24 protein-coding genes are annotated in these 23,718 nt (G+C 59.5%); 3 read left to right on the top strand and 21 right to left on the bottom strand.

Features of this window, described 5'->3' with window-relative positions; translation table 11 throughout:
* Positions 1-71: 71 nt before the first annotated feature.
* The 3 genes from xseA (at position 72) to leuA (ending at position 4,420) form a co-directional block, all read left to right on the top strand.
* Entirely contained in the window at positions 72-1,451 is a 1,380-nt protein-coding gene (gene xseA, locus KBP52_RS24240) for an exodeoxyribonuclease VII large subunit (RefSeq protein ID WP_016984362.1), read from the top strand.
* Between the two features lie 3 nt (positions 1,452-1,454).
* Positions 1,455-2,276, top strand: a complete 822-nt coding sequence (locus KBP52_RS24235; RefSeq protein ID WP_102900320.1) for a M23 family metallopeptidase — start codon at positions 1,455-1,457, stop codon at positions 2,274-2,276.
* A gap of 464 nt (positions 2,277-2,740) precedes the next feature.
* Positions 2,741-4,420, top strand: a complete 1,680-nt coding sequence (gene leuA / locus KBP52_RS24230) for a 2-isopropylmalate synthase (protein ID WP_008082522.1) — start codon at positions 2,741-2,743, stop codon at positions 4,418-4,420.
* Positions 4,421-4,596: 176 nt separating this feature from the next.
* On the opposite strand, the gene KBP52_RS24225 is transcribed toward leuA, so the two are convergent.
* From KBP52_RS24225 to trmJ, 21 genes are all read right to left on the bottom strand, one after another.
* Positions 4,597-5,388 carry an amidohydrolase gene (locus KBP52_RS24225; RefSeq protein WP_077574422.1) on the bottom strand — a complete coding sequence of 264 codons (792 nt, stop codon included), beginning with the start codon at positions 5,386-5,388 and terminating at the stop codon, positions 4,597-4,599.
* Positions 5,376-6,524 carry a pyridoxal phosphate-dependent aminotransferase gene (locus tag KBP52_RS24220; protein ID WP_212621113.1) on the bottom strand — a complete coding sequence of 383 codons (1,149 nt, stop codon included), beginning with the start codon at positions 6,522-6,524 and terminating at the stop codon, positions 5,376-5,378. The genes KBP52_RS24225 and KBP52_RS24220 overlap by 13 nt, the downstream gene beginning before the upstream one ends.
* 214 nt (positions 6,525-6,738) lie before the next feature.
* Positions 6,739-8,208: a ribosome biogenesis GTPase Der gene (gene der / locus KBP52_RS24215; protein WP_008084638.1), complete on the bottom strand. Its 1,470-nt coding sequence runs from the start codon at positions 8,206-8,208 to the stop codon at positions 6,739-6,741.
* 237 nt (positions 8,209-8,445) lie between these two features.
* Positions 8,446-9,597 (bottom strand): outer membrane protein assembly factor BamB, encoded by a 1,152-nt coding sequence (gene bamB / locus KBP52_RS24210; protein WP_034156262.1) that lies wholly within the window; start codon positions 9,595-9,597, stop codon positions 8,446-8,448.
* Positions 9,590-10,231 carry a tetratricopeptide repeat protein gene (locus KBP52_RS24205; protein ID WP_007916865.1) on the bottom strand — a complete coding sequence of 214 codons (642 nt, stop codon included), beginning with the start codon at positions 10,229-10,231 and terminating at the stop codon, positions 9,590-9,592. Before KBP52_RS24205 ends, bamB begins: the two co-directional genes overlap by 8 nt.
* A 41-nt stretch (positions 10,232-10,272) precedes the next feature.
* Positions 10,273-11,562, bottom strand: a complete 1,290-nt coding sequence (gene hisS / locus KBP52_RS24200; RefSeq protein ID WP_016984369.1) for a histidine--tRNA ligase — start codon at positions 11,560-11,562, stop codon at positions 10,273-10,275.
* Between the two features lie 23 nt (positions 11,563-11,585).
* Positions 11,586-12,695, bottom strand: coding sequence for a flavodoxin-dependent (E)-4-hydroxy-3-methylbut-2-enyl-diphosphate synthase (gene ispG / locus KBP52_RS24195; RefSeq protein WP_077574424.1), 1,110 nt, complete (start codon positions 12,693-12,695; stop codon positions 11,586-11,588).
* A 3-nt stretch (positions 12,696-12,698) separates the two neighbouring features.
* Entirely contained in the window at positions 12,699-13,742 is a 1,044-nt protein-coding gene (locus KBP52_RS24190) for a RodZ family helix-turn-helix domain-containing protein (RefSeq protein WP_212621112.1), read from the bottom strand.
* Positions 13,742-14,500 carry a type IV pilus biogenesis/stability protein PilW gene (gene pilW, locus KBP52_RS24185; protein ID WP_212621111.1) on the bottom strand — a complete coding sequence of 253 codons (759 nt, stop codon included), beginning with the start codon at positions 14,498-14,500 and terminating at the stop codon, positions 13,742-13,744. Before pilW ends, KBP52_RS24190 begins: the two co-directional genes overlap by 1 nt.
* Before the next feature lie 12 nt (positions 14,501-14,512).
* Positions 14,513-15,661, bottom strand: a complete 1,149-nt coding sequence (gene rlmN / locus KBP52_RS24180) for a 23S rRNA (adenine(2503)-C(2))-methyltransferase RlmN (RefSeq protein ID WP_212621110.1) — start codon at positions 15,659-15,661, stop codon at positions 14,513-14,515.
* Between the two features lie 28 nt (positions 15,662-15,689).
* Positions 15,690-16,115 carry a nucleoside-diphosphate kinase gene (gene ndk / locus KBP52_RS24175; RefSeq protein ID WP_007916882.1) on the bottom strand — a complete coding sequence of 142 codons (426 nt, stop codon included), beginning with the start codon at positions 16,113-16,115 and terminating at the stop codon, positions 15,690-15,692.
* 88 nt (positions 16,116-16,203) lie between these two features.
* Positions 16,204-16,404, bottom strand: a complete 201-nt coding sequence (gene iscX, locus KBP52_RS24170) for a Fe-S cluster assembly protein IscX (protein WP_027619659.1) — start codon at positions 16,402-16,404, stop codon at positions 16,204-16,206.
* A 14-nt stretch (positions 16,405-16,418) separates the two neighbouring features.
* On the bottom strand, positions 16,419-16,760 hold the full coding sequence (gene fdx, locus KBP52_RS24165) for an ISC system 2Fe-2S type ferredoxin (RefSeq protein ID WP_116033204.1): 342 nt from the start codon (positions 16,758-16,760) through the stop codon (positions 16,419-16,421).
* Positions 16,760-18,625 (bottom strand): Fe-S protein assembly chaperone HscA, encoded by a 1,866-nt coding sequence (gene hscA, locus KBP52_RS24160; protein ID WP_212621109.1) that lies wholly within the window; start codon positions 18,623-18,625, stop codon positions 16,760-16,762. The genes fdx and hscA overlap by 1 nt, the downstream gene beginning before the upstream one ends.
* A gap of 51 nt (positions 18,626-18,676) precedes the next feature.
* Positions 18,677-19,198: a co-chaperone HscB gene (gene hscB / locus KBP52_RS24155; protein ID WP_007916889.1), complete on the bottom strand. Its 522-nt coding sequence runs from the start codon at positions 19,196-19,198 to the stop codon at positions 18,677-18,679.
* An 8-nt stretch (positions 19,199-19,206) separates the two neighbouring features.
* Complete coding sequence (iscA, locus tag KBP52_RS24150; RefSeq protein WP_003227904.1) at positions 19,207-19,530, bottom strand: iron-sulfur cluster assembly protein IscA; 324 nt, start codon at positions 19,528-19,530, stop codon at positions 19,207-19,209.
* A gap of 34 nt (positions 19,531-19,564) precedes the next feature.
* Positions 19,565-19,951 carry a Fe-S cluster assembly scaffold IscU gene (iscU, locus tag KBP52_RS24145; protein ID WP_007916892.1) on the bottom strand — a complete coding sequence of 129 codons (387 nt, stop codon included), beginning with the start codon at positions 19,949-19,951 and terminating at the stop codon, positions 19,565-19,567.
* Between the two features lie 101 nt (positions 19,952-20,052).
* Positions 20,053-21,267 carry an IscS subfamily cysteine desulfurase gene (locus KBP52_RS24140; protein WP_077574430.1) on the bottom strand — a complete coding sequence of 405 codons (1,215 nt, stop codon included), beginning with the start codon at positions 21,265-21,267 and terminating at the stop codon, positions 20,053-20,055.
* A 47-nt stretch (positions 21,268-21,314) separates the two neighbouring features.
* Positions 21,315-21,806 carry a Fe-S cluster assembly transcriptional regulator IscR gene (gene iscR, locus KBP52_RS24135; protein ID WP_003227911.1) on the bottom strand — a complete coding sequence of 164 codons (492 nt, stop codon included), beginning with the start codon at positions 21,804-21,806 and terminating at the stop codon, positions 21,315-21,317.
* A 238-nt stretch (positions 21,807-22,044) separates the two neighbouring features.
* A complete protein-coding gene (gene cysE / locus KBP52_RS24130) occupies positions 22,045-22,821 on the bottom strand; it encodes a serine O-acetyltransferase (RefSeq protein WP_007916901.1) in 777 nt (258 codons plus the stop codon).
* A gap of 3 nt (positions 22,822-22,824) precedes the next feature.
* Positions 22,825-23,595, bottom strand: a complete 771-nt coding sequence (gene trmJ / locus KBP52_RS24125) for a tRNA (cytosine(32)/uridine(32)-2'-O)-methyltransferase TrmJ (RefSeq protein ID WP_008084663.1) — start codon at positions 23,593-23,595, stop codon at positions 22,825-22,827.
* Between the last annotated feature and the right edge of the window lie 123 nt (positions 23,596-23,718).

Genomic DNA, 23,718 nt, shown 5'->3' with positions numbered 1-23,718 from the left:
TATCGCGAGCAGGCTCACTCCTACAGGGGACTTGTGGTGATTCAACGGCAAATGCCTTTAAACTGCGCCCCATGATTAAAGATCCCTTTGCAAGACTTGGCCTGGACCGTGAAGTCCTGACCGTCAGCCAGCTCAACGGCCGCGCGCGGGTGTTGCTTGAAGACGTGTTCAGCAATATCTGGGTCGAAGGTGAAATCTCCAACCTCGCCCGCCCGGCGTCCGGCCACATCTATTTCACCCTCAAGGACAGCGGTGCGCAGGTGCGTTGCGCGCTGTTCCGGCAGAACGCCGCGCGGGTGCGCCAGGCGCTCAAGGACGGCTTGGCGGTCAAAGTGCGCGGCAAGGTTTCACTGTTCGAAGGCCGTGGCGACTATCAACTGATTCTCGACACCGTGGAGCCTGCCGGTGACGGTGCGCTACGTCTGGCTTTCGATGCGCTGAAAGAAAAACTCAGCGCCGAAGGTCTGTTCAGCGCCGAACGCAAAGTGCCGCTGCCCGCGCATCCGCAGCGCATCGGCATCATCAGTTCGCCGACCGGCGCGGTGATTCGCGACATCATCAGCGTGTTCCGCCGCCGTGCGCCGCAAGTCCAACTGACGCTGATTCCGACCGCTGTGCAGGGCCGCGAAGCCACCGCACAAATCGTCCGCGCGCTGAAAATGGCCGATGCCCGTGGTTTTGACGCGTTGATCCTTGCCCGTGGTGGCGGTTCGCTGGAAGACCTCTGGTGCTTCAACGAAGAAGCCGTGGCCCGTGCCGTCGATGCCTGTGTGACGCCGATTGTCAGTGCTGTCGGCCATGAAACCGATGTATCGATCAGCGACTTTGTCGCCGACGTCCGTGCACCGACGCCGTCTGCGGCTGCCGAATTACTTGCGCCCGATTCCAGTCATCTGATCCGTCAGGTCGAAAGCCTGCATCGCCGTTTGGTGATGCGCATGCGCGACCGTCTGATGCGTGATCGCCTGCGCCTGGAAGGCATGGCCCGTCGCCTGCGCCATCCCGGTGAACGTCTGCGCCAGCAAGCGCAGCGTCTGGATGATCTGGACATGCGCATGCGCCGGGCGTTCGAGCGTCACCTCAACACCCGCCGCGAACGCTTGATTCGCCTGGAAACCCGCCTCGCCGGGCAACATCCCGGGCGGCAATTGGCGATGTTGCGTCAGCGTCTCGACAGTCTCGCCGAACGTCTGCCCCGCGCCATGCGCGAAGGCCTGAAAAACCGTCGCCTGCAATTGCACAGCCAGATGCAGACACTGCATGTGGTCAGCCCGTTGGCAACGCTCGGTCGGGGTTACAGCATTCTGCTCGATGAACGTGGCCACGCGATCCGCAACGCCGCGCAGACCCACACTGGCCAGCGCCTGAAGGCCAAACTTGGCGAAGGCGAACTGCAAGTGCGCGTCGAGGACAATCACCTGACGCCTGTCACCCTCTCTTTACTGGACTGATCCATGCCGCGTTTTCTGGCTCCACTGTTTCTGCTCTGCCTGACCTTCAATGCCCACGCCGACAGTTACATCACCCGGCTGCTGAACAAACCGGTGCCGGGTGGCGTGGCGGTGGTTGATCTGGGCGCGGCCGCGCAGGCACCGAAAGCCACGTATCAGGGCAAACCGGTGCTGGTGGTAAAAGAACAGAACAACTGGCTGGCGATTGTCGGCGTGCCGTTGACGGTGAAGCCGGGCGCGCAGCAGATCAGCAGCGGTGGGCGCAATCTGCCATTCACCGTGGGCAACAAGAAATACCCGGAACAGCGCATCACCCTGAAGAACAAACAGCAAGTAAACCCGGATCAGTCGAATCTCAAGCGCATCGAGGGCGAACTGGCCGAGCAGATCAAGGCTTACCGAAGCTTCAGCCCGAACACGCCAAGCAATCTGCTGTTGGACAAACCGGTGAACGGGCCGCTGTCGAGCAAGTTTGGTGTGCGTCGCTTCTTTAATGGTGAAGAACGCAATCCGCACGCTGGCCTCGACTTTGCGGTGCCGATGGGCACGCCGATCAAGACCCCGGCGGCGGGCAAGGTGATCCTCACCGGCAATTACTTCTTCAACGGCAACACCGTGTTTGTCGACCATGGGCAGGGCTTTATCAGCATGTTCTGCCATATGTCGAAGATTGATGTGAAGGTCGGCGATCAACTGGCGCGGGGCGCGGTGGTCGGCAAGGTTGGCATGACCGGCCGCGCGACCGGTCCGCACATGCACTGGAATGTCAGCCTGAATGATGCGCGGGTGGATCCGGCGATTTTCATTGGTGCGTTTCAGCCTTAAAAAATAGAGCGAAGCTTATGGCCTCATCGCGAGCAGGCTCACTCCTACATTGGACCGGTGTTGTGAACACGATCAACTGTAGGAGTGAGCCTGCTCGCGATGGCGGCCTATAAAACACCGCCACACTCAATAAATCTTCAAAAACTCAATTGCGCCCCAATCTAACCTCACGCAAACATCAACAAGATCCACCGCCTTAAGCGCAATAAAATCCTGCATAACCCCGCTTTCCGAGTATTCCTCTCAATTTTTTTCGACTGCTTGCCATCCTCTGCCCTCGCGGTTAGGGTTGAAGGCATGAAAACCTCTCACACCCTCATTCAGCTTCGCCAGCACCGCAGCCTGTGCCTTGTCAGCGCACGACTGCCAGGCTGAATCGCTGCGCCTCGTCCCACGCTTTTCCCAGAACATTCGTAACACCGGCAGGCCGCCTTTTTTCGGCCCAGACAATAAGGAATTTCCCGATGAGCATGCTCAAAGATCCGTCTTCGAAATACCGCGCGTTTCCTGTCATCAACCTGCCGGATCGCACCTGGCCGTCGAAAACCATCGACACCGCGCCGATCTGGTGCAGCTCCGACCTGCGCGACGGCAACCAGTCGCTGATCGAACCGATGGACGCGGTGAAGAAGCTGCGCTTCTGGAAAACCCTGGTGCAGGTCGGTGTGAAAGAAATCGAAGCCTCCTTCCCGGCCGCTTCGCAAACCGACTTCGACTTCGTGCGTACCCTGATCGAAGAAGGCCACATCCCGGACGACACCACCATTCAGGTGCTGACCCAGGGCCGTGAAGACTTGATCGAGCGCACCTTCGAATCCCTGCGTGGCGCGAAGAAAGCCATCGTCCACCTGTACAACGCCACCTCGCCGTCTTTCCGTCGCATCGTCTTCAACCAGGACAAGGACGGTATCAAGGCCATCGCTGTGAACGCGGCCAAGCTGTTCGTCAAATACGCGGCGATGCAGCCGGACACCGAGTGGACCTTCGAATATTCGCCGGAAACCTTCAGTGCCACCGAACTGGAGTTCGCCAAGGAAGTCTGTGATGCGGTGATCGAGGTGTGGAACCCGACGCCTGAGCACAAGATGATCCTCAACCTGCCGGCTACCGTTGAGTGCGCAACCCCGAACATCTACGCCGACCAGATCGAGTGGTTCGGCCGCAATATCAACCGTCGTGACAGCGTGATCATCAGCCTGCACACCCACAACGACCGTGGCACTGGCGTCGCGGCTACCGAACTGGGCCTGATGGCCGGCGCCGATCGCGTCGAAGGCTGCCTGTTCGGCAACGGCGAGCGTACCGGTAACGTCGACCTCGTCACCGTCGCCCTGAACATGTACACCCAGGGTCTCGACCCGCAGCTGGATTTCTCCGACATCGACGGCGTGCGCAAAGTCGTCGAAGAGTGCAACCAGATTCAGGTTCACCCACGTCACCCGTACGTTGGCGACCTGGTGCACACCGCGTTCTCCGGCTCGCACCAGGATGCAATCCGCAAAGGCTTCTCCCAGCAGAAACCAGACGCACTGTGGGAAGTGCCGTACTTGCCGATCGACCCGGCCGACATTGGCCGCAGCTACGAGGCGGTGATTCGCGTCAACAGCCAGTCGGGCAAGGGCGGCATCGCTTACTTGCTGGAGCAGGAATACGGCATCAGCCTGCCACGTCGCATGCAGATCGAATTCAGCCAGGTGGTGCAGCGTGAGACCGACCGCTTGGGCCTGGAAATGACCGCCAAGCAGATTCACTCGCTGTTGATCAGCGAATACCTGCAAGCGAACACCCCGTATGCGCTGGTCAGCCATCGCCTGCAGGAAGAAAACGGCAACAGCAATGTTGAAGTGGAAGTGGCGAGCAAGGGTCAGGGCGAAACCAATCTGCACTGGCGCGGCAAGGGCAACGGTGCGCTGGAAGCACTGGTCGCCGGCCTGCCGGTTCCGGTGGAGATCATGGACTACAACGAACACGCGATCGGCGCGGGCACCAATGCCAAGGCTGCGGCGTACATCGAACTGCGTGTGAATGGCGAACGTGCGGTGCACGGCGTGGGCATCGATGAAAACATCACCACGGCCAGCTTCAAGGCCCTGTTCAGCGCGCTGAACCGCTCGCTGAGCCAGCCTGAGGCGAAAGCGGCGTAATCGATCGCTGAAATGCAAAAGGCCCCGGCGTGCAAACTCCGGGGCCTTTTTTTGCCTGCAGGTTTTTGGCTGACTCTTATGGCCCCTTCGCGAGCAGGCTCGCTCCCACATTTGCAATGCATTCACCTGTGGGAGCGAGCCTGCTCGCGAAGGCGTCCTGACAGGCGCTGCGAGGATCAGGTGAACTCGAAGGTGTCGGCATCCAGATTCGCTGGGAAACGCTCGCGATAAGCCGCCAATGGTGCGGCTTCCAAAACCACCTTGAACACCCCGTCCGCCTCCCCCGCCGCCAGCAAGGTTTCACCCTGGAAATCCAGTACTTGGCTGTCACCGGTGTAGGCAAAGCCTTTGCCATCAGTGCCGACGCGATTCACCGCCGCCACATAACAAAGGTTCTCGATCGCCCGCGCCGGCAACAGGCGGTTCCAGTGCAACCGTCGCGCCCCCGGCCAGTTGGCGGTGTACAGCAGCAGATCAGTGTCCTGCGCATCGCGGCTCCACACCGGAAAGCGCAGGTCGTAACAAATCAGCGGGCGGATTCGCCAGCCCTTAAGCTCGAACTGCACCTGACGTTCGCCGGGCGTGTAATGGTTATGCTCACCGGCCATGCGGAACAGGTGACGCTTGTCGTAATGCAAGACTTCTCCGTCCGGTCGCGCCCACAGCAGGCGGTTGCGATGGCTGCCGTCAGACGCCTGAATAATCACGCTGCCGGTAATCACTGCATCGAGTTTGGCCGCCTGAACCCGCAGCCATTTGCTGGTCGGGCCGTTCTCGGCTTCGGCAAGGGTCTCGGACTCCATGGAGAATCCGGTGGTGAACATCTCCGGCAGGATGATCAGATCCGCCCCCCGCGCCTGCTCCAGCAACACCTCGAAATGCTCAAGGTTGGCCTGCCGGTCGTGCCAGGCCAGGCTGGTCTGGATCAGCGCCAGGTTGAGATCGGGCAACGCACTCAGATCACGCATAGTTTTGCCGCCGCTTCACGCAGCGTCTCCTCGCGCTTGGCAAAGCACAGACGCACCAGGCGCTGGCCTTGCGGTGGATTCTGGTAAAACACCGAGACCGGGATACTCGCCACACCGTGTTCGCGGGTCATCCACATGGCCATCTCGACGTCATTCAGGTCTGGACGGATCTGCGAGTAATCCACCAACTGGAAATAAGTGCCGGCGACACGCCTGAAAGTGAAGCGCGACGGCGCCAGCAGATCGCAGAACAGATCGCGCTTGGCCTGATAGAAAGCAGGCAGCTCTTCGACGTGTTCCGGATGCTCGGCCATGTAATCGGCCAGCGCGTATTGCAGCGGTGTGACGCCGCAGAAACTGACGTATTGGTGCACCTTGCGCAGCTCGGCGGTCAGCGCCGGCGGTGCAACGACGTAACCGGTTTTCCAGCCGGTAACGTGGTAAGTCTTACCGAACGAGCTGACCACGAAGGCGCGCTGATACAGCTCTTCATGAGCGAGCACGCTGACGTGCGGCACACCGTCGAACACCAGGTGTTCATAGACTTCGTCGCTGATCAGGTAGATGTCGCGATCACGGATCAGCGCCGCCAGTTGATCCAGCTCCGCACGGCTGATCAGTGCACCGCTCGGGTTATGCGGGGTATTGATGACGATCATTTTCGTGCGCGGGCTCAGGGCCGCGGCGAGCTGGTCGAAATCGATGGAGAAATCGTCCGGGTTCAACTGCACATGCACGCAGCGACCACCCGCCAACTCCGTGGCCGGCTCGTAGCTGTCGTAGCACGGATCGAACACGATGACTTCATCGCCGCTGTGGATAACCGCTTGAATCGCACAGAAGATCGCCTGGGTCGCGCCCGGCGTCACGGTCACTTCGCTGTCGGCATTGACCTGCACGCCATAGCTGCGAGCGATTTTCGCCGCAATCTGCTCGCGCAAGGCCGGCAATCCGGTCATCGGCGAATACTGGTTATGACCACTGGCAATGTGCCGACCGACCGCATCGCGCAACGCCTGCGGGCCGTCAAAATCAGGAAAACCCTGAGACAGGTTGATCGCGCCGGTTTGCGCGGCGAGCTGAGACATCTGCGTGAAAATAGTGATGCCGACATTCGGCAGCTTACTGGTGATCATCGGGGGTTCCCTGCTCAACACCCGGCTCTGACGACGGCGCGGGAGAGCCCGAGGATAGCCCATCCGACGCCCATAAAAAAAGGGCGCTCTGGTGAGCGCCCTTCTTATCGCCGAACCCATGTAGGAGCTGCCGAAGGCTGCGATCCTTTGATCTTGTCTTTGAAGCAAAATCAAAAGATCGCAGCCTGCGGCAGCTCCTACACGAAGTGATAAATCACTTCTTGTCGCGGCGCTTTTTGTCGGCTTTCTTGCTGTGCGACATCATTCGACGCTTCCTGTTGACCTGGCGGTCGGTCAGCGTGTTTTTGTTGCCTTCGTACGGGTTCTCGCCGCCCTTGAACTCGATGCGGATCGGCGTACCGACCAGCTTGAGCACACGGCGGTAAGTGTTCTCCAGATAGCGCACATACGACTTCGGCACTTTCTCGATCTGGTTACCGTGGATCACGATGATCGGCGGGTTGGCACCACCCAAGTGGGCATAACGCAGCTTGATCCGGCGGTTGTTGACCATCGGTGGCGCGTGCTCGCCAACCGCGTCTTCGAGAATCTGGGTCAGACGGTTGGTCGGCCAGCGGGTGACCGCCGACTTGAACGAGTTCTGTACCGACGCGTAGAGGTTACCCACGCCGGTGCCGTGCAGGGCCGAGATGAAGTGAATGTCGGCGTAATCAACGAAGAACAGACGACGCTGCAGCTCGACCTTGACGAAGTCGCGCTCGCTCGGCGTCATGCCGTCCCACTTGTTGATCGCGATGACCAGCGCACGACCCGACTCGATGGCAAAACCGAGCAGGTTGAGGTCGTGATCGACCACACCTTCGCGGGCGTCCATCACGAAGATCACCACGTTGGCGTCTTTGATCGCCTGCAGGGTTTTGACCACGGAGAATTTTTCGACTTCTTCGTGGATCTTGCCGCGCTTGCGCACACCGGCGGTGTCGATCAGCGTGTACTTCTCTTCATTGCGTTCGAACGGAATGTAGATACTGTCGCGGGTGGTGCCGGGTTGGTCATAAACGATTACCCGGTCTTCACCGAGCATGCGGTTGACCAAGGTCGACTTGCCGACGTTCGGACGACCGATGATGGCGATCTTGATCCCGTCTTTTTCGCTTGGGCCAGGAATGCGCTTGGCTTCCTCGCCTTCGGCAACGATCTCTTCTTCGCCGTCTTCCGGCTCTTCTTCGTCTTTGGGGAAATCACCCAGGGCGATTTCCAGCATCTGCGTGATGCCACGGCCGTGAGCACCGGCGATCGGGATCGCGTGGCCCATGCCCAGCGGGGCAAATTCAGCGCGGGCCATTTCCGGGTCGATGTTGTCGACCTTGTTGGCGACCACGTAGGAACGCTTGTTACGTTTGCGCAGGTGTTCGGCGATCATCTGGTCGGCGGCGGTAAAACCGGCCTTGGCATCTACCAGGAACAGCACAACATCCGCTTCTTCAATGGCCAGCAGCGACTGCTCGGCCATTTTTTCGTCCATACCGTGCTCGTCACCGGAGATACCACCGGTGTCGACCAGAATGTAGGAACGCCCTTGCCACTTGGCCTCACCGTACTGGCGATCACGGGTCAGACCGGACAAGTCGCCGACGATGGCGTCGCGAGTCCTGGTCAGGCGGTTGAACAAGGTGGACTTGCCGACGTTCGGTCGGCCCACCAGGGCGATTACGGGAACCATGCGGCTCTCCACTTCGTTATTTCAGAAAATACAAAAGCCGCTGCGAGGCAGCGGCTGGTGCTCGGGGCAACACTGTGGGTGTTCTTTGTGGGAGCGAGCCCGTTCGCGAAAAACGCCAAAGCACCGCGTTTATTCAGGCCATCTGCGTAATCGTTGACGCCCATCGCGAGCAGGCTCGCTCCCACATTCATACTCACAAGTGAAGCTGCCTGGGGGTGTTAACCCCAAGCATAGTTGTTACTTGATGGTCAGGGCTTCCAGTTTGCCGCTGTTGCCATATACATAAATCGTGTCACCCACCACCAGCGGACGGGCACGCAGGCCGTCGCTGTCGATGCGCTCACGGCCGACGAAACGACCGTCAACCTGACTCAGCAGGTGCAGATAACCTTCCAGGTCACCCACTGCAACATAGCTGGAGAACACTTCCGGGGCCGACAGTTGACGGCGAGCCAACGAATCGTTGCTCCACAATGCAGTGGTAGAACGCTCGTCGACGCCTTCAACGGTGCCCGAGGACAGGCTCACGTAAACGCTGCCGAAACCCTGAGCAATACCAGCGTAGCTCGACGCATCGCGCTGCCAGAGTTGACGACCGCTTTCCAGATCCAGTGCCGCGACGCGACCCTGATAGCTGGCAACGTAGAGAGTACCGCCGGACAACAGCAGACCGCCGTCGATATCGACTACGCGCTCCAGTTCCGAACGACCCTGTGGAATCGCGATCCGTTGTTCCCAGACCGGCACGCCGTTGGAAATGTCCAGAGCAACCACTTTACCGGTCGACAGGCCAGCCACCGCGAGGCGGTTGGTGACCAGCGGGGCACTGGTGCCACGCAGGGTCAGTACGGCCGGCGTGCTGTCATACACCCAGCGTTGGGTACCGGTGGAGGCATCCAGACCGATCAGACGATCGTCCTGAGTCTGCACCACGACCACGTCACCGTTGTTAGCCGGCGGCGCGAGGACTTCGCTGTTGACGCGAGCACGCCACTTCTCTTCACCGTTGCTGGTGTCCAGAGCGACCACTTCGCCACGCAGGGTGCCGATCAGCACCAGACCATAACCAACACCGACAGCGCCGGAGACAGGCAGATCAAGATCCTGCTTCCATTTCACGTCGCCATTGCCGCGATCCATGGCCATCACCACGCCAGTTACATCGGCGGCGTAGATGGTGTCACCGTCGATCGCCGGCACCAGCATGTTGTAGGTTTCGCCCTGACCGTCACCGATCGAACGACTCCACTGCTTGTGCAGAACCACTTCTTCTTTGAAGTCGGTCAGTTCAGCCGGTGGCAATTCTTTCTTGCTGTTGCTGCTGCAACCCGCGGCCAGAAGGGCCAGAGCCAGCAATGCTGCATGCTTCCAACGGATCACGTCACGCATCCCCTTTGGCCAGGTCGTCGAGCTTGATTTGAAGGCCACCGACCGCCGCTTCATCCGACAGTGCCGCCTTGGCTTTTTGATACGCCTTGTTCGCGTCATCGGTACGGCCCAGCTGCACCAGCAGGTCGCCCTTGAGTTCTTCGCGAGTGGCCAGGAACGCTTTGTCGGCGTCGCCGTCGAGCAGTTTCAGGCCGTCTTCAGCCTTGTTCTGCGCACCCAGTACCTGCGCCAGACGCTGACGGGCGATTTCGCCCAGCGCCGGGTTGGCCGGTTTGTCGACGATGGCTTTCAGCTCGGTCGCTGCGTCATCCAGCTTGCCGCTGTCGACCGCCACTTTGGCGACAAAAAGGCTGCCGTACTGCGCGTAGGCAGAACCGCCGAATTCGCTGTTGAGCTTGCCGGCCAGATCCGCAACGCGGGCAGCATCAGGCTTGCCGTCAGGCGTCAGCGTGGTTTCCAGCAATTGCTGATAGAGCACCGAGGCGCCTTGCGACTGGTTGCTCTGATACTTGTGATAAGCCTGCCAGCCGAACACGATGACCAGCGCCAACAGGCCGCCGGTGACCAGAGGTTTGCCGTTGCGTGTCCACCAGTCCTTCAAATCCGCCAACTGTTCGTCTTCGGTACTCGACACCCCAATACTCCTTAATCGCTAAATCGGCTGTTTGGACAGCTTCAACCCTGCACGACGCAGGTGGCCAGGTGAGCGGCGAGCGCATCCCAGGCAATGCTTTGTTGTTCGCCCTGGCCACGCAGGGGTTTGAAACCTACCACTTGCTGGGCCATTTCGTCGTCACCGAGGATCAGTGCGTACAGCGCACCGCTCTTGTCGGCTTTCTTGAACTGGCTTTTGAAGCTGCCGGCGCCGGCATTGACTTGCAGGCGCAGGTTTGGAAGTTGATCACGAACACGTTCAGCCAGGGCCAGACCGGCCAGCTCGGCTTCTTCACCGAAGGCGCACAGATAGACATCAACCTGACGGGAGATTTCTTCCGGGATCTGCTCCAGGGTTTCCAGCATCAACACCAGACGCTCGATGCCCATGGCGAAACCAACGCCGGTGGTCGGCTTGCCGCCCATCTGCTCGACCAGACCGTCGTAACGGCCGCCGGCACAGACAGTGCCTTGGGCGCCGAGCTTGTCGGTGACCCATTCGAAAACGGTTTTGCTGTAGTAATCGAGGCCGCGAACCAGTTTCGGGTTGAGCACGTAAGGAATGCCGACGGCATCCAGACGCGCTTTCAAACCTTCGAAGTGCGCACGGGACTCGTCATCGAGGTAGTCGGCCATCTTCGGCGCATCGACCAGCACCGCTTGAGTGTCGGCATTTTTCGTGTCGAGCACGCGCAGCGGGTTGGTTTTCAGGCGACGCTGGCTGTCTTCGTCGAGCTTGTCGTGGTGCGCCGAGAGGTACTCGACCAGCGCTTCACGATAACGACCACGGGACTCGCTGGTGCCGAGGCTGTTGAGTTCGAGTTTGACCGCATCACGAATACCCAGCTCGCCCCACAGGCGCCAGGTCATGGTGATCAGCTCGGCGTCGATGTCCGGACCGTCGAGGTTGAACACTTCCAGACCGATCTGGTGGAACTGGCGATAACGGCCTTTCTGCGGACGCTCGTGGCGGAACATCGGGCCGATGTACCAGAGTTTCTGCACCTGGCCACCACCGGTGATGCCGTGTTCGAGCACAGCACGCACGCACGCCGCGGTGCCTTCCGGACGCAGGGTCAGGGAGTCGCCGTTGCGGTCTTCGAAGGTGTACATCTCTTTTTCGACGATGTCGGTCACTTCACCGATCGAGCGTTTGAACAGCTCGGTGAATTCAACGATCGGCATGCGAATCTGCTTGTAACCGTAGTTATCCAGCAGACGCGCAACAGTGCCCTCGAAATAACGCCACAGGGGAGTCTGTTCGGGCAGGATGTCGTTCATGCCACGAATGGCTTGCAGAGACTTGCTCACTTTAAATCCTTAAATTCGTTCGATCAGCCGCGCGCGATAACCGCAGCGTCAGCTTCGACCTTTTCGGCCGCTTTCTGGCGGATCAGCTTTTCCAGCTCGTCCACCAGATTGTCATTCGTCAGTTTCTGCGACGGCTTGCCGTCGATGTAAATCAGGTTTGGCGTGCCGCCGGTCAAGCCGATATGGGCTTCCTTGGCTTCGCCGGGGCCGTTGACCACACAACCGATCACCGCGACATCCAGCGGCACCAGCAGGTCTTCAAGGCGCCCTTCCAGCTCGTTCATGGTTTTCACCACATCGAAGTTCTGCCGCGAGCAGCTCGGGCAGGCGATGAAGTTGATGCCACGGGAACGCAGATGCAAAGACTTGAGAATGTCGTAACCGACCTTCACTTCCTCGACCGGGTCGGCCGCCAGCGAGATGCGGATGGTATCGCCAATCCCCTCGGCGAGCAGCATACCTAGGCCCACGGCGGATTTCACTGTGCCCGAACGCAATCCACCGGCTTCGGTGATGCCCAGGTGCAGCGGCTGAACGATTTCCTTCGCCAGCAAGCGGTAGGCTTCGACGGCCATGAACACGTCGGAGGCCTTAACACTGACCTTGAAGTCCTGGAAATTCAGGCGCTCGAGGTGTTCAACGTGGCGCAGAGCGGACTCAACCAGCGCGGCTGGCGTCGGCTCGCCGTATTTCTTCTGCAGGTCTTTTTCCAGGGAGCCGGCGTTAACGCCGATGCGGATCGGAATCCCGCGATCACGCGCGGCATCGACCACTGCGCGAACACGGTCTTCACGACCGATGTTGCCCGGGTTGATGCGCAGGCAATCCACGCCCAATTCGGCTACGCGCAGAGCGATCTTGTAGTCGAAGTGGATGTCGGCAACCAGCGGCACCCTGACCAGTTGTTTGATCTTGCCGAACGCCTCGGCGGCGTCCATGTCCGGCACCGAGATGCGGACGATATCGACGCCAGCGGCTTCCAGACGGTTGATCTGCGCAACAGTGGCGGCGACGTCATTGGTGTCGCTGTTGGTCATGCTCTGCACCGCGATCGGCGCATCGCCGCCCACCGGTACGTTGCCGACCCAGATCTTGCGCGAAACGCGACGTTTGATTGGAGATTCGCCGTGCATGACTTATTGACCCAACTTCAGGCGAGCAGTCTCGCCACTGGTGAACGGAGCGATATCGACCGGCTGGCCGTTGTAGCTGACCTGTGCAGCACGGGCAACGCCCAGACGTACGCTAAGCGGCGGCTTGCCGGAAACGCTGACGCTATCGCCTTTATGCTTCAGACCACTGAAAATCACTTTGCCTCGGCCATCGGTCACTTGTGCCCAGCAATCGGCACTGAACTGCAGTTGGACCTGACCGTCGCCAGCCACCGGAGCGGCCGCTTCTGCGGTTGGTGCGGCAGTAGCAGGAGCAACCGGCGCAGTGGTGGTCGGTGCTGGAGTCGCGGGAACGTTTGGTGCCGGGGTTGCCGGGGTAGCGACAACTGGCGCTGGCGTATGAGCCGGGGCGGTCGTCGGTGCAGCCGGCGCAACCGGTGCGGCCGGAGTGGTTGCCGGGGTGGTAGCTTCGGCACCGGTCGATTCAGCGGTGGTTTCAGACTGAGGCAGCGCCAGCGCTGTGGAAGTATCGACCTGGTTCTCCTCGACAGCCTGGTCTTCCGGCTCGTCAATCGGGTGAATCTGGGTAGTGCCGTCAGCACCTTCGACTTCAACGTGCTCAGGCGCCAAAGAAGCCACATCCTTGCTGCGCAGCGACGTCTGATCCTGCCACCAGACGAAACCGCCGCCGATGACCGCGATCAGCAACAGCAGGCTGACAATACGCAGAATGGTGTGGGAAACCCGCACTGGCTCTTCGATACGGCCGAGGGCATGAACGTTGCTGCCCTGGGAATCGGTGCCGGTGGACTGGTCGAATTGCTGAACCAGAACGGTCTGGTCCATGCCGAGCAATTTGGCATAAGCGCGAATGTAACCGCGAGCGAAGGTATGCCCCGGCAGCTTGTCGAAAGCGCCGGCTTCAAGATTGCTCAGGGAAGTCACGGTGAGGTTGAGCTTGAGGGCCACTTCGGCCAGCGACCAGCCATTGCTTTCGCGGGCCTGGCGCAGGGTCTCACCGGGGTTAACGCGATTCGCTGCTACAACTTCGGGATGCGCCGCTTTCATCATTGCTCCGACAGGTATTGCTGATATTCCGGCGTACCGGGATAGAGTCGTTTTAATTGCAGGCCATAACTGGCGGCCTTGTCGCGATCTTCAAACACTTTTGCCAGCCGAACGCCGAGCAATAGACTACGTGCATTTTGTTCGGTGAGCAGGCTGAAACGGTCGTAATAGTCTCGCGCGGGCACATAATGCCTGTCTTCGAAGGACAACTCAGCCATTTCCAGCAATGCGCGTGGCTGTTGGCGGTTCAAACGCAGCGCCTTTTCCAGCTGCTGCTGCGCCAGATCACGCTGACCGAGCTTCGCCGCCGTCATGCCGAGGTTCTCGAACACACGCGAACGCTCAGGATACAGGGTATCGGCGGCGGCCTGTTCAAAACGCTCGTAGGCTTCTTTATAACGCTGTTGTTCGTAGAGAAAACTGCCGTAGTTGTTGAGGATGCGCGCATCGGCAGGACGGGAGGACAAAGCCTTGCGGAAGTGTTCGTCGGCCAGTTCAGGCTCCATTTCGGACTGAAACACCAGCCCGAGGGCCGCGTTGGCGTCAGGATCGGAACCGTCGATCTCCAGCGCTTTTTTCAGCGGCACCTTGGCCCGCTCGGTCATGCCTTGCTGCAAGTATCCCAGCCCCAACCGCACGTAGGCAGCCCGCGCTTCATCGCGGCCCTTGCTGGTCTTCATCGGGTTGTAGTCACCCGACAGGACACAACCAGCACACAGGCTGGTCAACAGCAACAGCAGCGCAAAGCGCAGGGACATAGAGATCCTCTCTTAATTTGTGTTCGCGGCGTTCTGTGCCAGATCGCTGTCGACGCTCAACTCGCGCACGGCGATGTAACGTTCGCTGCGACGGGTGCGATCCAGCACCTGCCCTACCAATTGACCACATGCAGCGTCGATGTCTTCACCACGGGTGGTGCGGACAGTGACGTTGAAACCGGCCTGATGCAACTGATCCTGGAAACGACGGATCGCGTTGTTGCTCGGCCGCTCGTACCCGGAATGCGGGAACGGGTTGAACGGAATCAGGTTGATCTTGCACGGAATGTTCTTCAGCAGCTCGATCATCTCGACGGCGTGCTCAACCTTGTCATTGATGTCCTTGAGCAAGGTGTACTCGATGGTCAGCACACGCTTCTCGCCCAGGGACGACATGTAGCGCTGGCACGACTCGAGCAGCATCTTAAGCGGATATTTCTTGTTGATCGGCACCAATTGGTTACGCAATGCGTCATTTGGTGCGTGCAACGACAACGCCAGGGACACGTCGATGTGCTTGGCCAGCTCATCGATCATCGGCACCACACCCGAGGTGGACAGGGTCACGCGGCGCTTGGAGATCCCGTAGCCGAGGTCATCCATCATCAGATGCATGGCGGCGACGACGTTGTCGAAGTTCAGCAATGGCTCACCCATGCCCATCATCACCACGTTGGTGATGGCACGGTCGACGGTAGCCGGGACACTGCCGAAAGATTTGTTGGCAATCCACACCTGACCGATGACTTCGGCGGCGGTGAGGTTGCTATTGAAGCCTTGCTTGCCGGTGGAGCAGAAACTGCAATCCAGGGCACAGCCTGCCTGGGACGAAACGCACAGAGTGCCGCGTTTGCCCTGGGGAATGTACACGGTCTCGACGCAGCTGCCGGACGCCACGCGCACCACCCACTTACGGGTGCCGTCGCTGGAGATGTCCTCGCTGACCACTTCCGGACCACGGACCTCAGCAATAGCCTTGAGCTTGTCGCGCAAGGCCTTGCTGACGTTCGTCATGGCGTCGAAATCATCGACGCCAAAGTGGTGAATCCATTTCATTACCTGACCGGCACGGAAACGCTTCTCCCCGATTGAGTCGAAGAATTTTTCCATTTCCTGTTGAGTCAGACCCAGCAGGTTGGTTTTTACAGTCGATGTAGTCATGGATTCACCTTCACTCTTAAGCCAATGCTTAGCGAGTGGTTACTTCAGTAGCTGCGAAGAAGTACGAGATTTCACGAGCAGCTGCGGCTTCGGAGTCCGAACCGTGAACAGCGTTGGCGTCGATGGAATCAGCGAAGTCAGCGCGGATGGTGCCGGCAGCAGCTTCTTTAGGGTTGGTAGCGCCCATCAGCTCACGGTTCAGAGCGATAGCGTTTTCGCCTTCCAGAACCTGAACAACAACAGGACCGGAGATCATGAAAGCAACCAGGTCGCCGAAGAAACCACGAGCGCTGTGCTCAGCGTAGAAGCCTTCAGCTTCAGCTTTGGACAGTTGCTTCAGTTTCGAAGCTACAACGCGCAGGCCGGCTTTTTCGAAACGAGTGGTGATTTCGCCGATGACGTTTTTTGCAACAGCGTCAGGCTTGATGATGGAGAAAGTGCGTTGAACAGCCATGGTGTAACTCCAGAAACGGTAATTTGCGAAAAATTAAACCCGCGAATTATACGCGGGTTCTTGGGTATTGCCTAACCTGCGAGGACGATCAGTCTACTTCTTCGATCCAGAGAGCCTGAACCGCTTCCAACACCTTCTCGCCGACACGGCCAGATGTGTTGTCGAAGTCAGGCAGTTCCATGATCCATCGCTGCAGGTCGACGAAATTGACAGAAAGCGGATCAACATCCGGCTTGGCTTCAGCCAACTCTTCGGCAATGCGTTGAACATCATTCCAACCGTAGCTCATGACAGTCTTACCAGTCAGTGCGGCGCTTCAGCCGCATGGTTAAGCGAATATTTCGGAATTTCGACGGTGATGTCTTCTTCACCAACGATAGCCTGGCAAGCCAGACGCGATTGCGCTTCCAGACCCCAGGCACGATCGAGGAAGTCTTCTTCCAGCTCGTCAGCCTCTCCCATCGAGTCGAAACCCTCGCGGATGATGCAGTGGCAGGTGGTGCAAGCACACACGCCGCCGCAGGCGCTTTCCATCTCGATATGGTGTTCGTGGGCCAGTTCGAGAATCGATGTGCCGGGCGCAGCCTCGACCACCATGCCTTCAGGGCAGAACTTCTCGTGGGGCAGAAAAATGACCTGCGGCATCAGATATCCTCGATTTCATTCAGATTGCGCCCCGACAGAGCGGCTTTCACCGTCAGATCCATGCGGCGGGCAGCAAAAGCATCGGTCACTTGCGACAGACGCTTGGTCTGCTGCTCGATGGCGTAACCATCAGTACCTTTCATCAGTTCGGCCAATTCCTGCAGCTGCAGGTCGATGACCATGCGCTCTTCGGCGTCGAGCAAACGCTCGCCATCAACCTCAAGAGCGCCCTGCACCGCTTCGATCAGGCGCTGGGCATCGACTTGCTGCTCACGCAGAACACGGGCGACTTTGTCGTCGTTGGCGTGCTGGAACGAATCTTTCAGCATCTTGGCGATTTCGCCGTCGGTCAGGCCGTAGGACGGCTTGACCTGAATGCTCGCCTCAACACCTGAACCCAATTCTCGGGCGGAAACGCTGAGCAGACCGTCGGCATCGACCTGGAAGGTCACGCGAATCTTCGCTGCACCGGCGACCATCGCCGGGATACCACGCAATTCGAAGCGCGCCAGCGAACGGCAGTCGCTGATCAGCTCGCGCTCACCCTGCAGCACGTGGATCGCCATGGCCGATTGGCCGTCTTTATACGTAGTGAAATCTTGTGCGCGCGCGACGGGGATGGTGGTGTTGCGTGGAATCACCTTCTCCATCAGACCGCCCATGGTTTCCAGCCCCAGGGACAGCGGAATCACGTCGAGCAGCAGCAGTTCGCCGCCATCGCGCTTGTTGCCCGCCAGCGTATCCGCCTGGATCGCAGCACCGATGGCCACCACTTGATCCGGGTCGATTTCAGTCAGAGGCTGACGACCGAAGGCTTCAGCAACAGCTTCGCGAACACGCGGTACGCGGGTCGAACCGCCAACCATGACCACGGCGTGCACGTCTTCCAGCTCAATTCCGGAATCGCGAACGGCGCGACGGCAGGCTTTCAGGCTGCGCGCGACCATTGGCTCGATCAGCGCATCGAAGGCTTCGCGGGTCAGCGGTGCTTTCCAGTCGCCGTAGACCACTTCAACGCTGGCCGAATCGGTCAGGGCTTCTTTGGCCGCACAAGCGGTTTGCAGCAGATTGCGTTGTGCACCCGGATCGAGATCGGCGGACAGCCCGGCGCTCTCGATGATCCAGCCGGCAATCGCGTGATCGAAGTCATCGCCGCCCAGCGCGCTGTCGCCGCCAGTGGCCAGCACTTCAAAAACACCGCCGGTCAGACGCAGAATCGAAATATCGAAGGTGCCGCCGCCGAGGTCATAAATCGCGACCAAGCCTTCGGCATGCTGATCCAGACCGTACGCCACAGCGGCAGCGGTCGGCTCGTTGAGCAGCCGCAGCACGTTCAGACCGGCGAGTTTCGCCGCATCTTTGGTGGCCTGACGTTGAGCGTCATCGAAATAGGCAGGAACGGTGATCACCGCACCCACCAGTTCGCCACCCAAGGTCGCTTCAGCGCGCTGACGCAGGACCTTGAGGATATCGGCGGAGACTTCGACCGGGCTTTTCGGGCCCTGCACGGTGTCGATGAACGGCATGTGCGACTCGCCACCGACAAAGCGGTACGGCAGTTGCTCGCCCAATTGCTTGACGTCGGACAGACCACGACCCATCAAGCGCTTGACCGACAGCACGGTGTTCAACGGATCGGAAGCGGCAGCCAGCTTGGCCGACTCGCCAACTTCGACGCGATCAGCGTGGTAACGCACAGCGGACGGCAGGATGACCTGCCCGTTTGCGTCGGCCAACGGTTCGGAAAGACCACTGCGCAACGCAGCGACCAGCGAATTGGTAGTGCCCAAGTCGATCCCCACAGCCAGACGACGCTGGTGCGGTTGAGGACTTTGGCCGGGTTCGGCGATCTGCAGTAGGGCCATCGTGATCAGGACTTATCTGTATATCAGGCGTGCGACCGGAGCGGCACTGGGTTAATCGTCGAGGCGCTCTTCTAACTGGCGCACTTCGTAGGTGAGCTTGTCGAGGAACTGCATGCGCCGCATCAGGCGTTCGGCCTGTTCGCGTTGCGCCGCATCATCCCAACAGGCTGCGAAGCTTTCATTGAGTTCTTCCTGAGCCACTTTCAAGCGCCGCTTGAACACCGCGACACCGTCAAGGTCGGCACTGTCCTGGAGGTCTTCGAGCTCTTCGCGCCATTGCATCTGCTGCAGAAGAAACTCGGGGTCATGGACCGTGACTTCCATCGGCACTTCATGCCCGCTGATGGTCAGCAGGTAGCGTGCGCGCTGGGCCGGACTCTTGAGCGTCTGATAGGCGTCGTTGAGCCGCGCAGACTGCTCGAGTGCCGACCGCTGCTCACGCTCGGAAGCGTCGGCAAAGCGGTCAGGATGAACGCCGCGCGCCAACTCACGATAGCGCGTGGCCAACTGCTCGAGATCCAGACGGAAACCCGGTTGCAGCTCGAATAAAGCGAAATGACAAGGAATACCCACGACAAGCCTCAGATGTTGAAGCTTTCGCCGCAGCCACATTCACCGCGTACGTTGGGGTTGTTGAACTTGAAGCCTTCGTTCAACCCTTCCTTGACGAAATCGAGCTCGGTGCCGTCCAGGTAGGCCAGGCTTTTCGGGTCGATGATCACTTTTTCGCCGTGACTTTCGAACACCTGATCCTCTGCAACCACCTCGTCGACAAACTCCAGCACGTAGGCAAGGCCGGAACAGCCTGTGGTGCGAACACCCAGACGAATCCCTTCACCTTTGCCGCGCCCGTCGAGGGAGCGCCGCACGTGTCGAGCAGCCGCTTCTGTCATGCTGATAGCCATAGGTGACTCCTTACTCGTCGCCAAATCCAGAAAGTCAGATCAAGCCTTTCTTCTGCTTGTAATCGCGAACAGCCGCTTTGATAGCGTCTTCAGCCAGTACCGAGCAGTGAATTTTCACTGGCGGCAGGGCCAGTTCTTCGGCCAGCTGAGTGTTCTTGATGGTTTCTGCTTCGTCCAGGGTTTTGCCCTTCATCCACTCGGTGGCGAGGGAGCTGGAAGCGATAGCCGAACCGCAGCCGTAGGTCTTGAACTTGGCATCTTCGATGATGCCAGCGTCGTTGACCTTGATTTGCAGACGCATCACGTCGCCGCACGCCGGAGCGCCGACCATGCCGGTGCCGACATCAGGATCTTCCGCGTTCATCTTGCCGACGTTGCGCGGGTTTTCGTAGTGGTCGATGACCTTTTCGCTGTAAGCCATGATTCTCAATCCTCACTCATCAGGGCCGCTCTTGAGACCCTGCAACTGCGCTGCGTAAACCGCCGCGTCGCTACAGGATCTGTATCTGGCGGCTTCTATATTTAGTGTGCCGCCCACTCGATTTTCGAGATATCGACGCCGTCTTTGTACATGTCCCACAGCGGCGACAGAGCGCGCAGCTTGGTAACGGCCTCGCAGACTTTCTGCGCGGCGTAGTCGATTTCTTCTTCGGTGGTGAAACGGCCGAAGGTGAAGCGGATCGAGCTGTGTGCCAGTTCGTCGTTGCGGCCCAGGGCGCGCAGTACGTACGAAGGCTCCAGCGACGCCGAGGTGCACGCCGAACCGGACGATACCGCCAGATCCTTGAGCGCCATGATCAGCGACTCGCCTTCAACGTAGTTGAAGCTCAGGTTCAGGTTGTGCGGAACGCGGGCGGTCAGGCTGCCGTTGACGTACAGCTCTTCCAGATGTTCGACCTGCTTGTAGAAGCGGTCGCTCAAGGCTTTGATACGGACGTTTTCGGCAGCCATGTCTTCTTTGGCTACGCGGAACGCTTCGCCCATGCCGACGATCTGGTGGGTCGCCAGGGTGCCGGAACGCATGCCACGCTCGTGACCGCCGCCGTGCATGGTCGCTTCGATGCGCACACGCGGCTTGCGGCTGACGTACAGCGCGCCGATGCCTTTAGGGCCGTAGGTTTTGTGGGCGGAGAACGACATCATGTCGACTTTCAGCTTCTGCAGGTCGATGTCGACCTTGCCAGTGGACTGAGCGGCGTCGACGTGGAACAGAACACCCTTGGCGCGGAGCAGTTCGCCGATCGCTGCGATGTCGTTGACGGTGCCGATTTCGTTGTTCACGTGCATCACGGAGACCAGGATGGTGTCTTCGCGCAATGCAGCTTCAATCATGGCCGGGGTGATCAGACCGTCTTCGGTCGGCTCGAGGTAAGTAACCTCGAAACCTTCACGCTCCAGTTGGCGCATGGTGTCGAGGACAGCCTTGTGCTCGATCTTGGAGGTGATCAGGTGCTTGCCCTTGGAGCCGTAGAAATGCGCCGCACCCTTGATTGCCAGGTTGTCGGATTCGGTGGCACCGGAGGTCCAGACGATTTCGCGCGGATCAGCGTTGACCAGATCGGCCACCTGACGACGGGCGTTTTCGACGGACTCTTCAGCCTTCCAGCCGAACACGTGGGAACGGGACGCCGGGTTACCGAAGTTTCCGTCGACCAGCAGGCATTCACTCATCTTTTGCGCAACACGCGGATCAACCGGGGTGGTCGCAGAGTAATCAAGGTAAATCGGCAATTTCATGGACTATCTCCTAAATCAGGGCTGGCGTGCCGCTAGCTCTCTGGCTGTCATTCGACGGCGGACGCTTCAATCTTGTCCAGGCGTGGCGCCTTGCTGTTGCAACGGCGCTGGTCCTGACGCTGGGCTACTTCTTGCACCTCACGGCGAGTCACAAGATCAGCCAAGCTGATACCACTTAGAAATTCGTGAATCTGCAGGCTCAAGTCGCACCACAGATGATGGGTCAGACAGGTGTCGCCGGAATGGCAATCGCCCTGGCCCTGGCATTTGGTGGCATCGACCGATTCGTTTACCGCATCGATCACCTGAGCGACCTGAATGCCCTGCATGTCGCGGGACAACTGGTAGCCACCACCCGGGCCGCGAACACTGGAAACCAGGTTGCTGCGGCGCAGCTTGGCGAACAGCTGTTCGAGGTAGGACAGGGAGATGCCTTGGCGCTCGGAGATATCGGCCAGGGACACGGGCCCGTGCTGCGCGTGCAACGCCAGGTCAAGCATGGCGGTCACGGCGTATCGGCCTTTTGTAGTCAGTCGCATGGACAGTTACCACGGAGTTCAGAATGGGGCGAGTATGCAATTCCCGAGTATTTAAGTCAACTTTAAGACCTAGTACTTTAGTCAGGATTACCCGCAAAAGAGCGCGCGCATCATAGCAAAGGCTGGCGGCATGCAGCCAGCGGTACCGCGTTATCGTTCTTCGCGAGCAGGCTCGCTCCCACAAGGGATACGCATTCCAATGTGGGAGCGAGCTTGCTCGCGAAGGACGCGCTGCGGTTTAGCTGGCTTTCGACTCGTCTTTGCCTTTGACGCAGGCGAAGTCTTCTTCACGCAGCTCAGGCAGATCTTTCGCACAGTAATTGCTGCCCAGATCCTTCAGCGCGCCGCACATCCCTTCCAGCCGCCCGTCCACTGCTTGCAGGTGATCGAGCAACTGACCGATGGCGCGCGCCACCGGGTCGGGCATGTCTTCGCTGACGCCGTAGGCATCGAAACCGATCTTCTCCGCCATGGCCTTGCGCTTGGCGTCCTGCTCCTCATCGGACTTGACGATGATTCGTCCAGGAATACCGACAACAGTGGCGCCCGGCGGCACTTCTTTGGTCACCACAGCATTGGAGCCGACCTTGGCACCGGCGCCAACCGTGAACGGGCCAAGCACCTTGGCGCCCGCACCAACAACCACGCCATCACCCAACGTCGGGTGGCGCTTGCCTTTATTCCAGCTGGTGCCACCCAGGGTCACGCCCTGATAAATGGTCACGTCATCGCCAATCTCAGCGGTTTCACCGATGACGATGCCCATGCCGTGGTCGATAAAGAAACGACGACCGACCTTGGCGCCCGGGTGAATCTCGATCCCGGTCAACCAGCGGCCGAAGTTCGACACCAGCCGCGCCAGCCATTTCAGCTCGTTGCGCCAGAGCATGCCGGCCAATCGATGAATCCAGATTGCATGCATACCGGGGTAGCAAGTCAGGACTTCAAAAGCGTTACGCGCTGCCGGGTCTCGATGGAACACGCTCTGGATATCTTCACGCAAACGCTCAAACATCATTTAGTCCTTCCGCTTAAGAAGCTCACCACGGGCCGCTTTCTGGGTTTCCGTGAGGATGCCACGCAAAATATTCATTTCCGCCCGGCTGACCGAGCTGCGTCCGTACAACCGGCGCAGGCGCGCCATCAAGTGCCGGGGTTTCTCGGGATCGAGGAATTCGATGGCGACCAGCGTCTGCTCCAGATGCTCATAAAAGCGCTCCAGCTCATCCATGGTCGCCAGCTCGGCGCTTTTCACCGAGGCCACTTCTTCTTTCTCGATCTTGCTCGGCTGACCTTGTGCCGCCAGCCAGGCCATGCGCACTTCGTAGCTCAATACCTGCACCGCCGCGCCGAGGTTCAGCGAACTGAACTCAGGGTCGGAGGGGATGTGCACGTGAAAGTGGCATCGCTGCAACTCGTCATTGGTCAGGCCGGAATCTTCACGGCCGAACACCAGGGCGATTTCGGCGCCCTGCCCGGCCTCCTCGACCACTTTGGTGCCGCATTCGCGCGGATCCAGCAGCGGCCAGGGGATACGACGGTCACGGGCGCTGGTGCCAAGCACCAGATTGCAGCCGACCAAGGCATCTTCCAGGGTGGCGACGACTTGCGCGTTTTCCAGGATGTCACCGGCACCGGAGGCGCGTGCATCGGCCTCGTGGTGCGGAAACAGGCGCGGTTCGACCAGCACCAATCGCGACAGACCCATGTTTTTCATGGCGCGCGCGGCCCCGCCGATATTGCCGGGGTGGCTGGTATTGACCAGGACGACACGAATGTTCTGCAGCAAGGGAGGCGCTCTCGGACACAGGAAAGGGGTGCAAATCTTACAGAACAGCCTACCGTTAAGCTATGAAAGCGAACAGCGTCCTTCACCTGAAGAAAAGTTCTGATAGAATGCGCGGCTTTCTTT

The organism is Pseudomonas sp. SCA2728.1_7 (assembly GCF_018138145.1).
In the GTDB taxonomy this organism is placed as follows: Bacteria; Pseudomonadota; Gammaproteobacteria; order Pseudomonadales; family Pseudomonadaceae; genus Aquipseudomonas; species Aquipseudomonas koreensis_A.
Note: the sequence above shows the minus strand (reverse complement) of the source record. Positions and strands in the feature narration are given on the sequence as shown.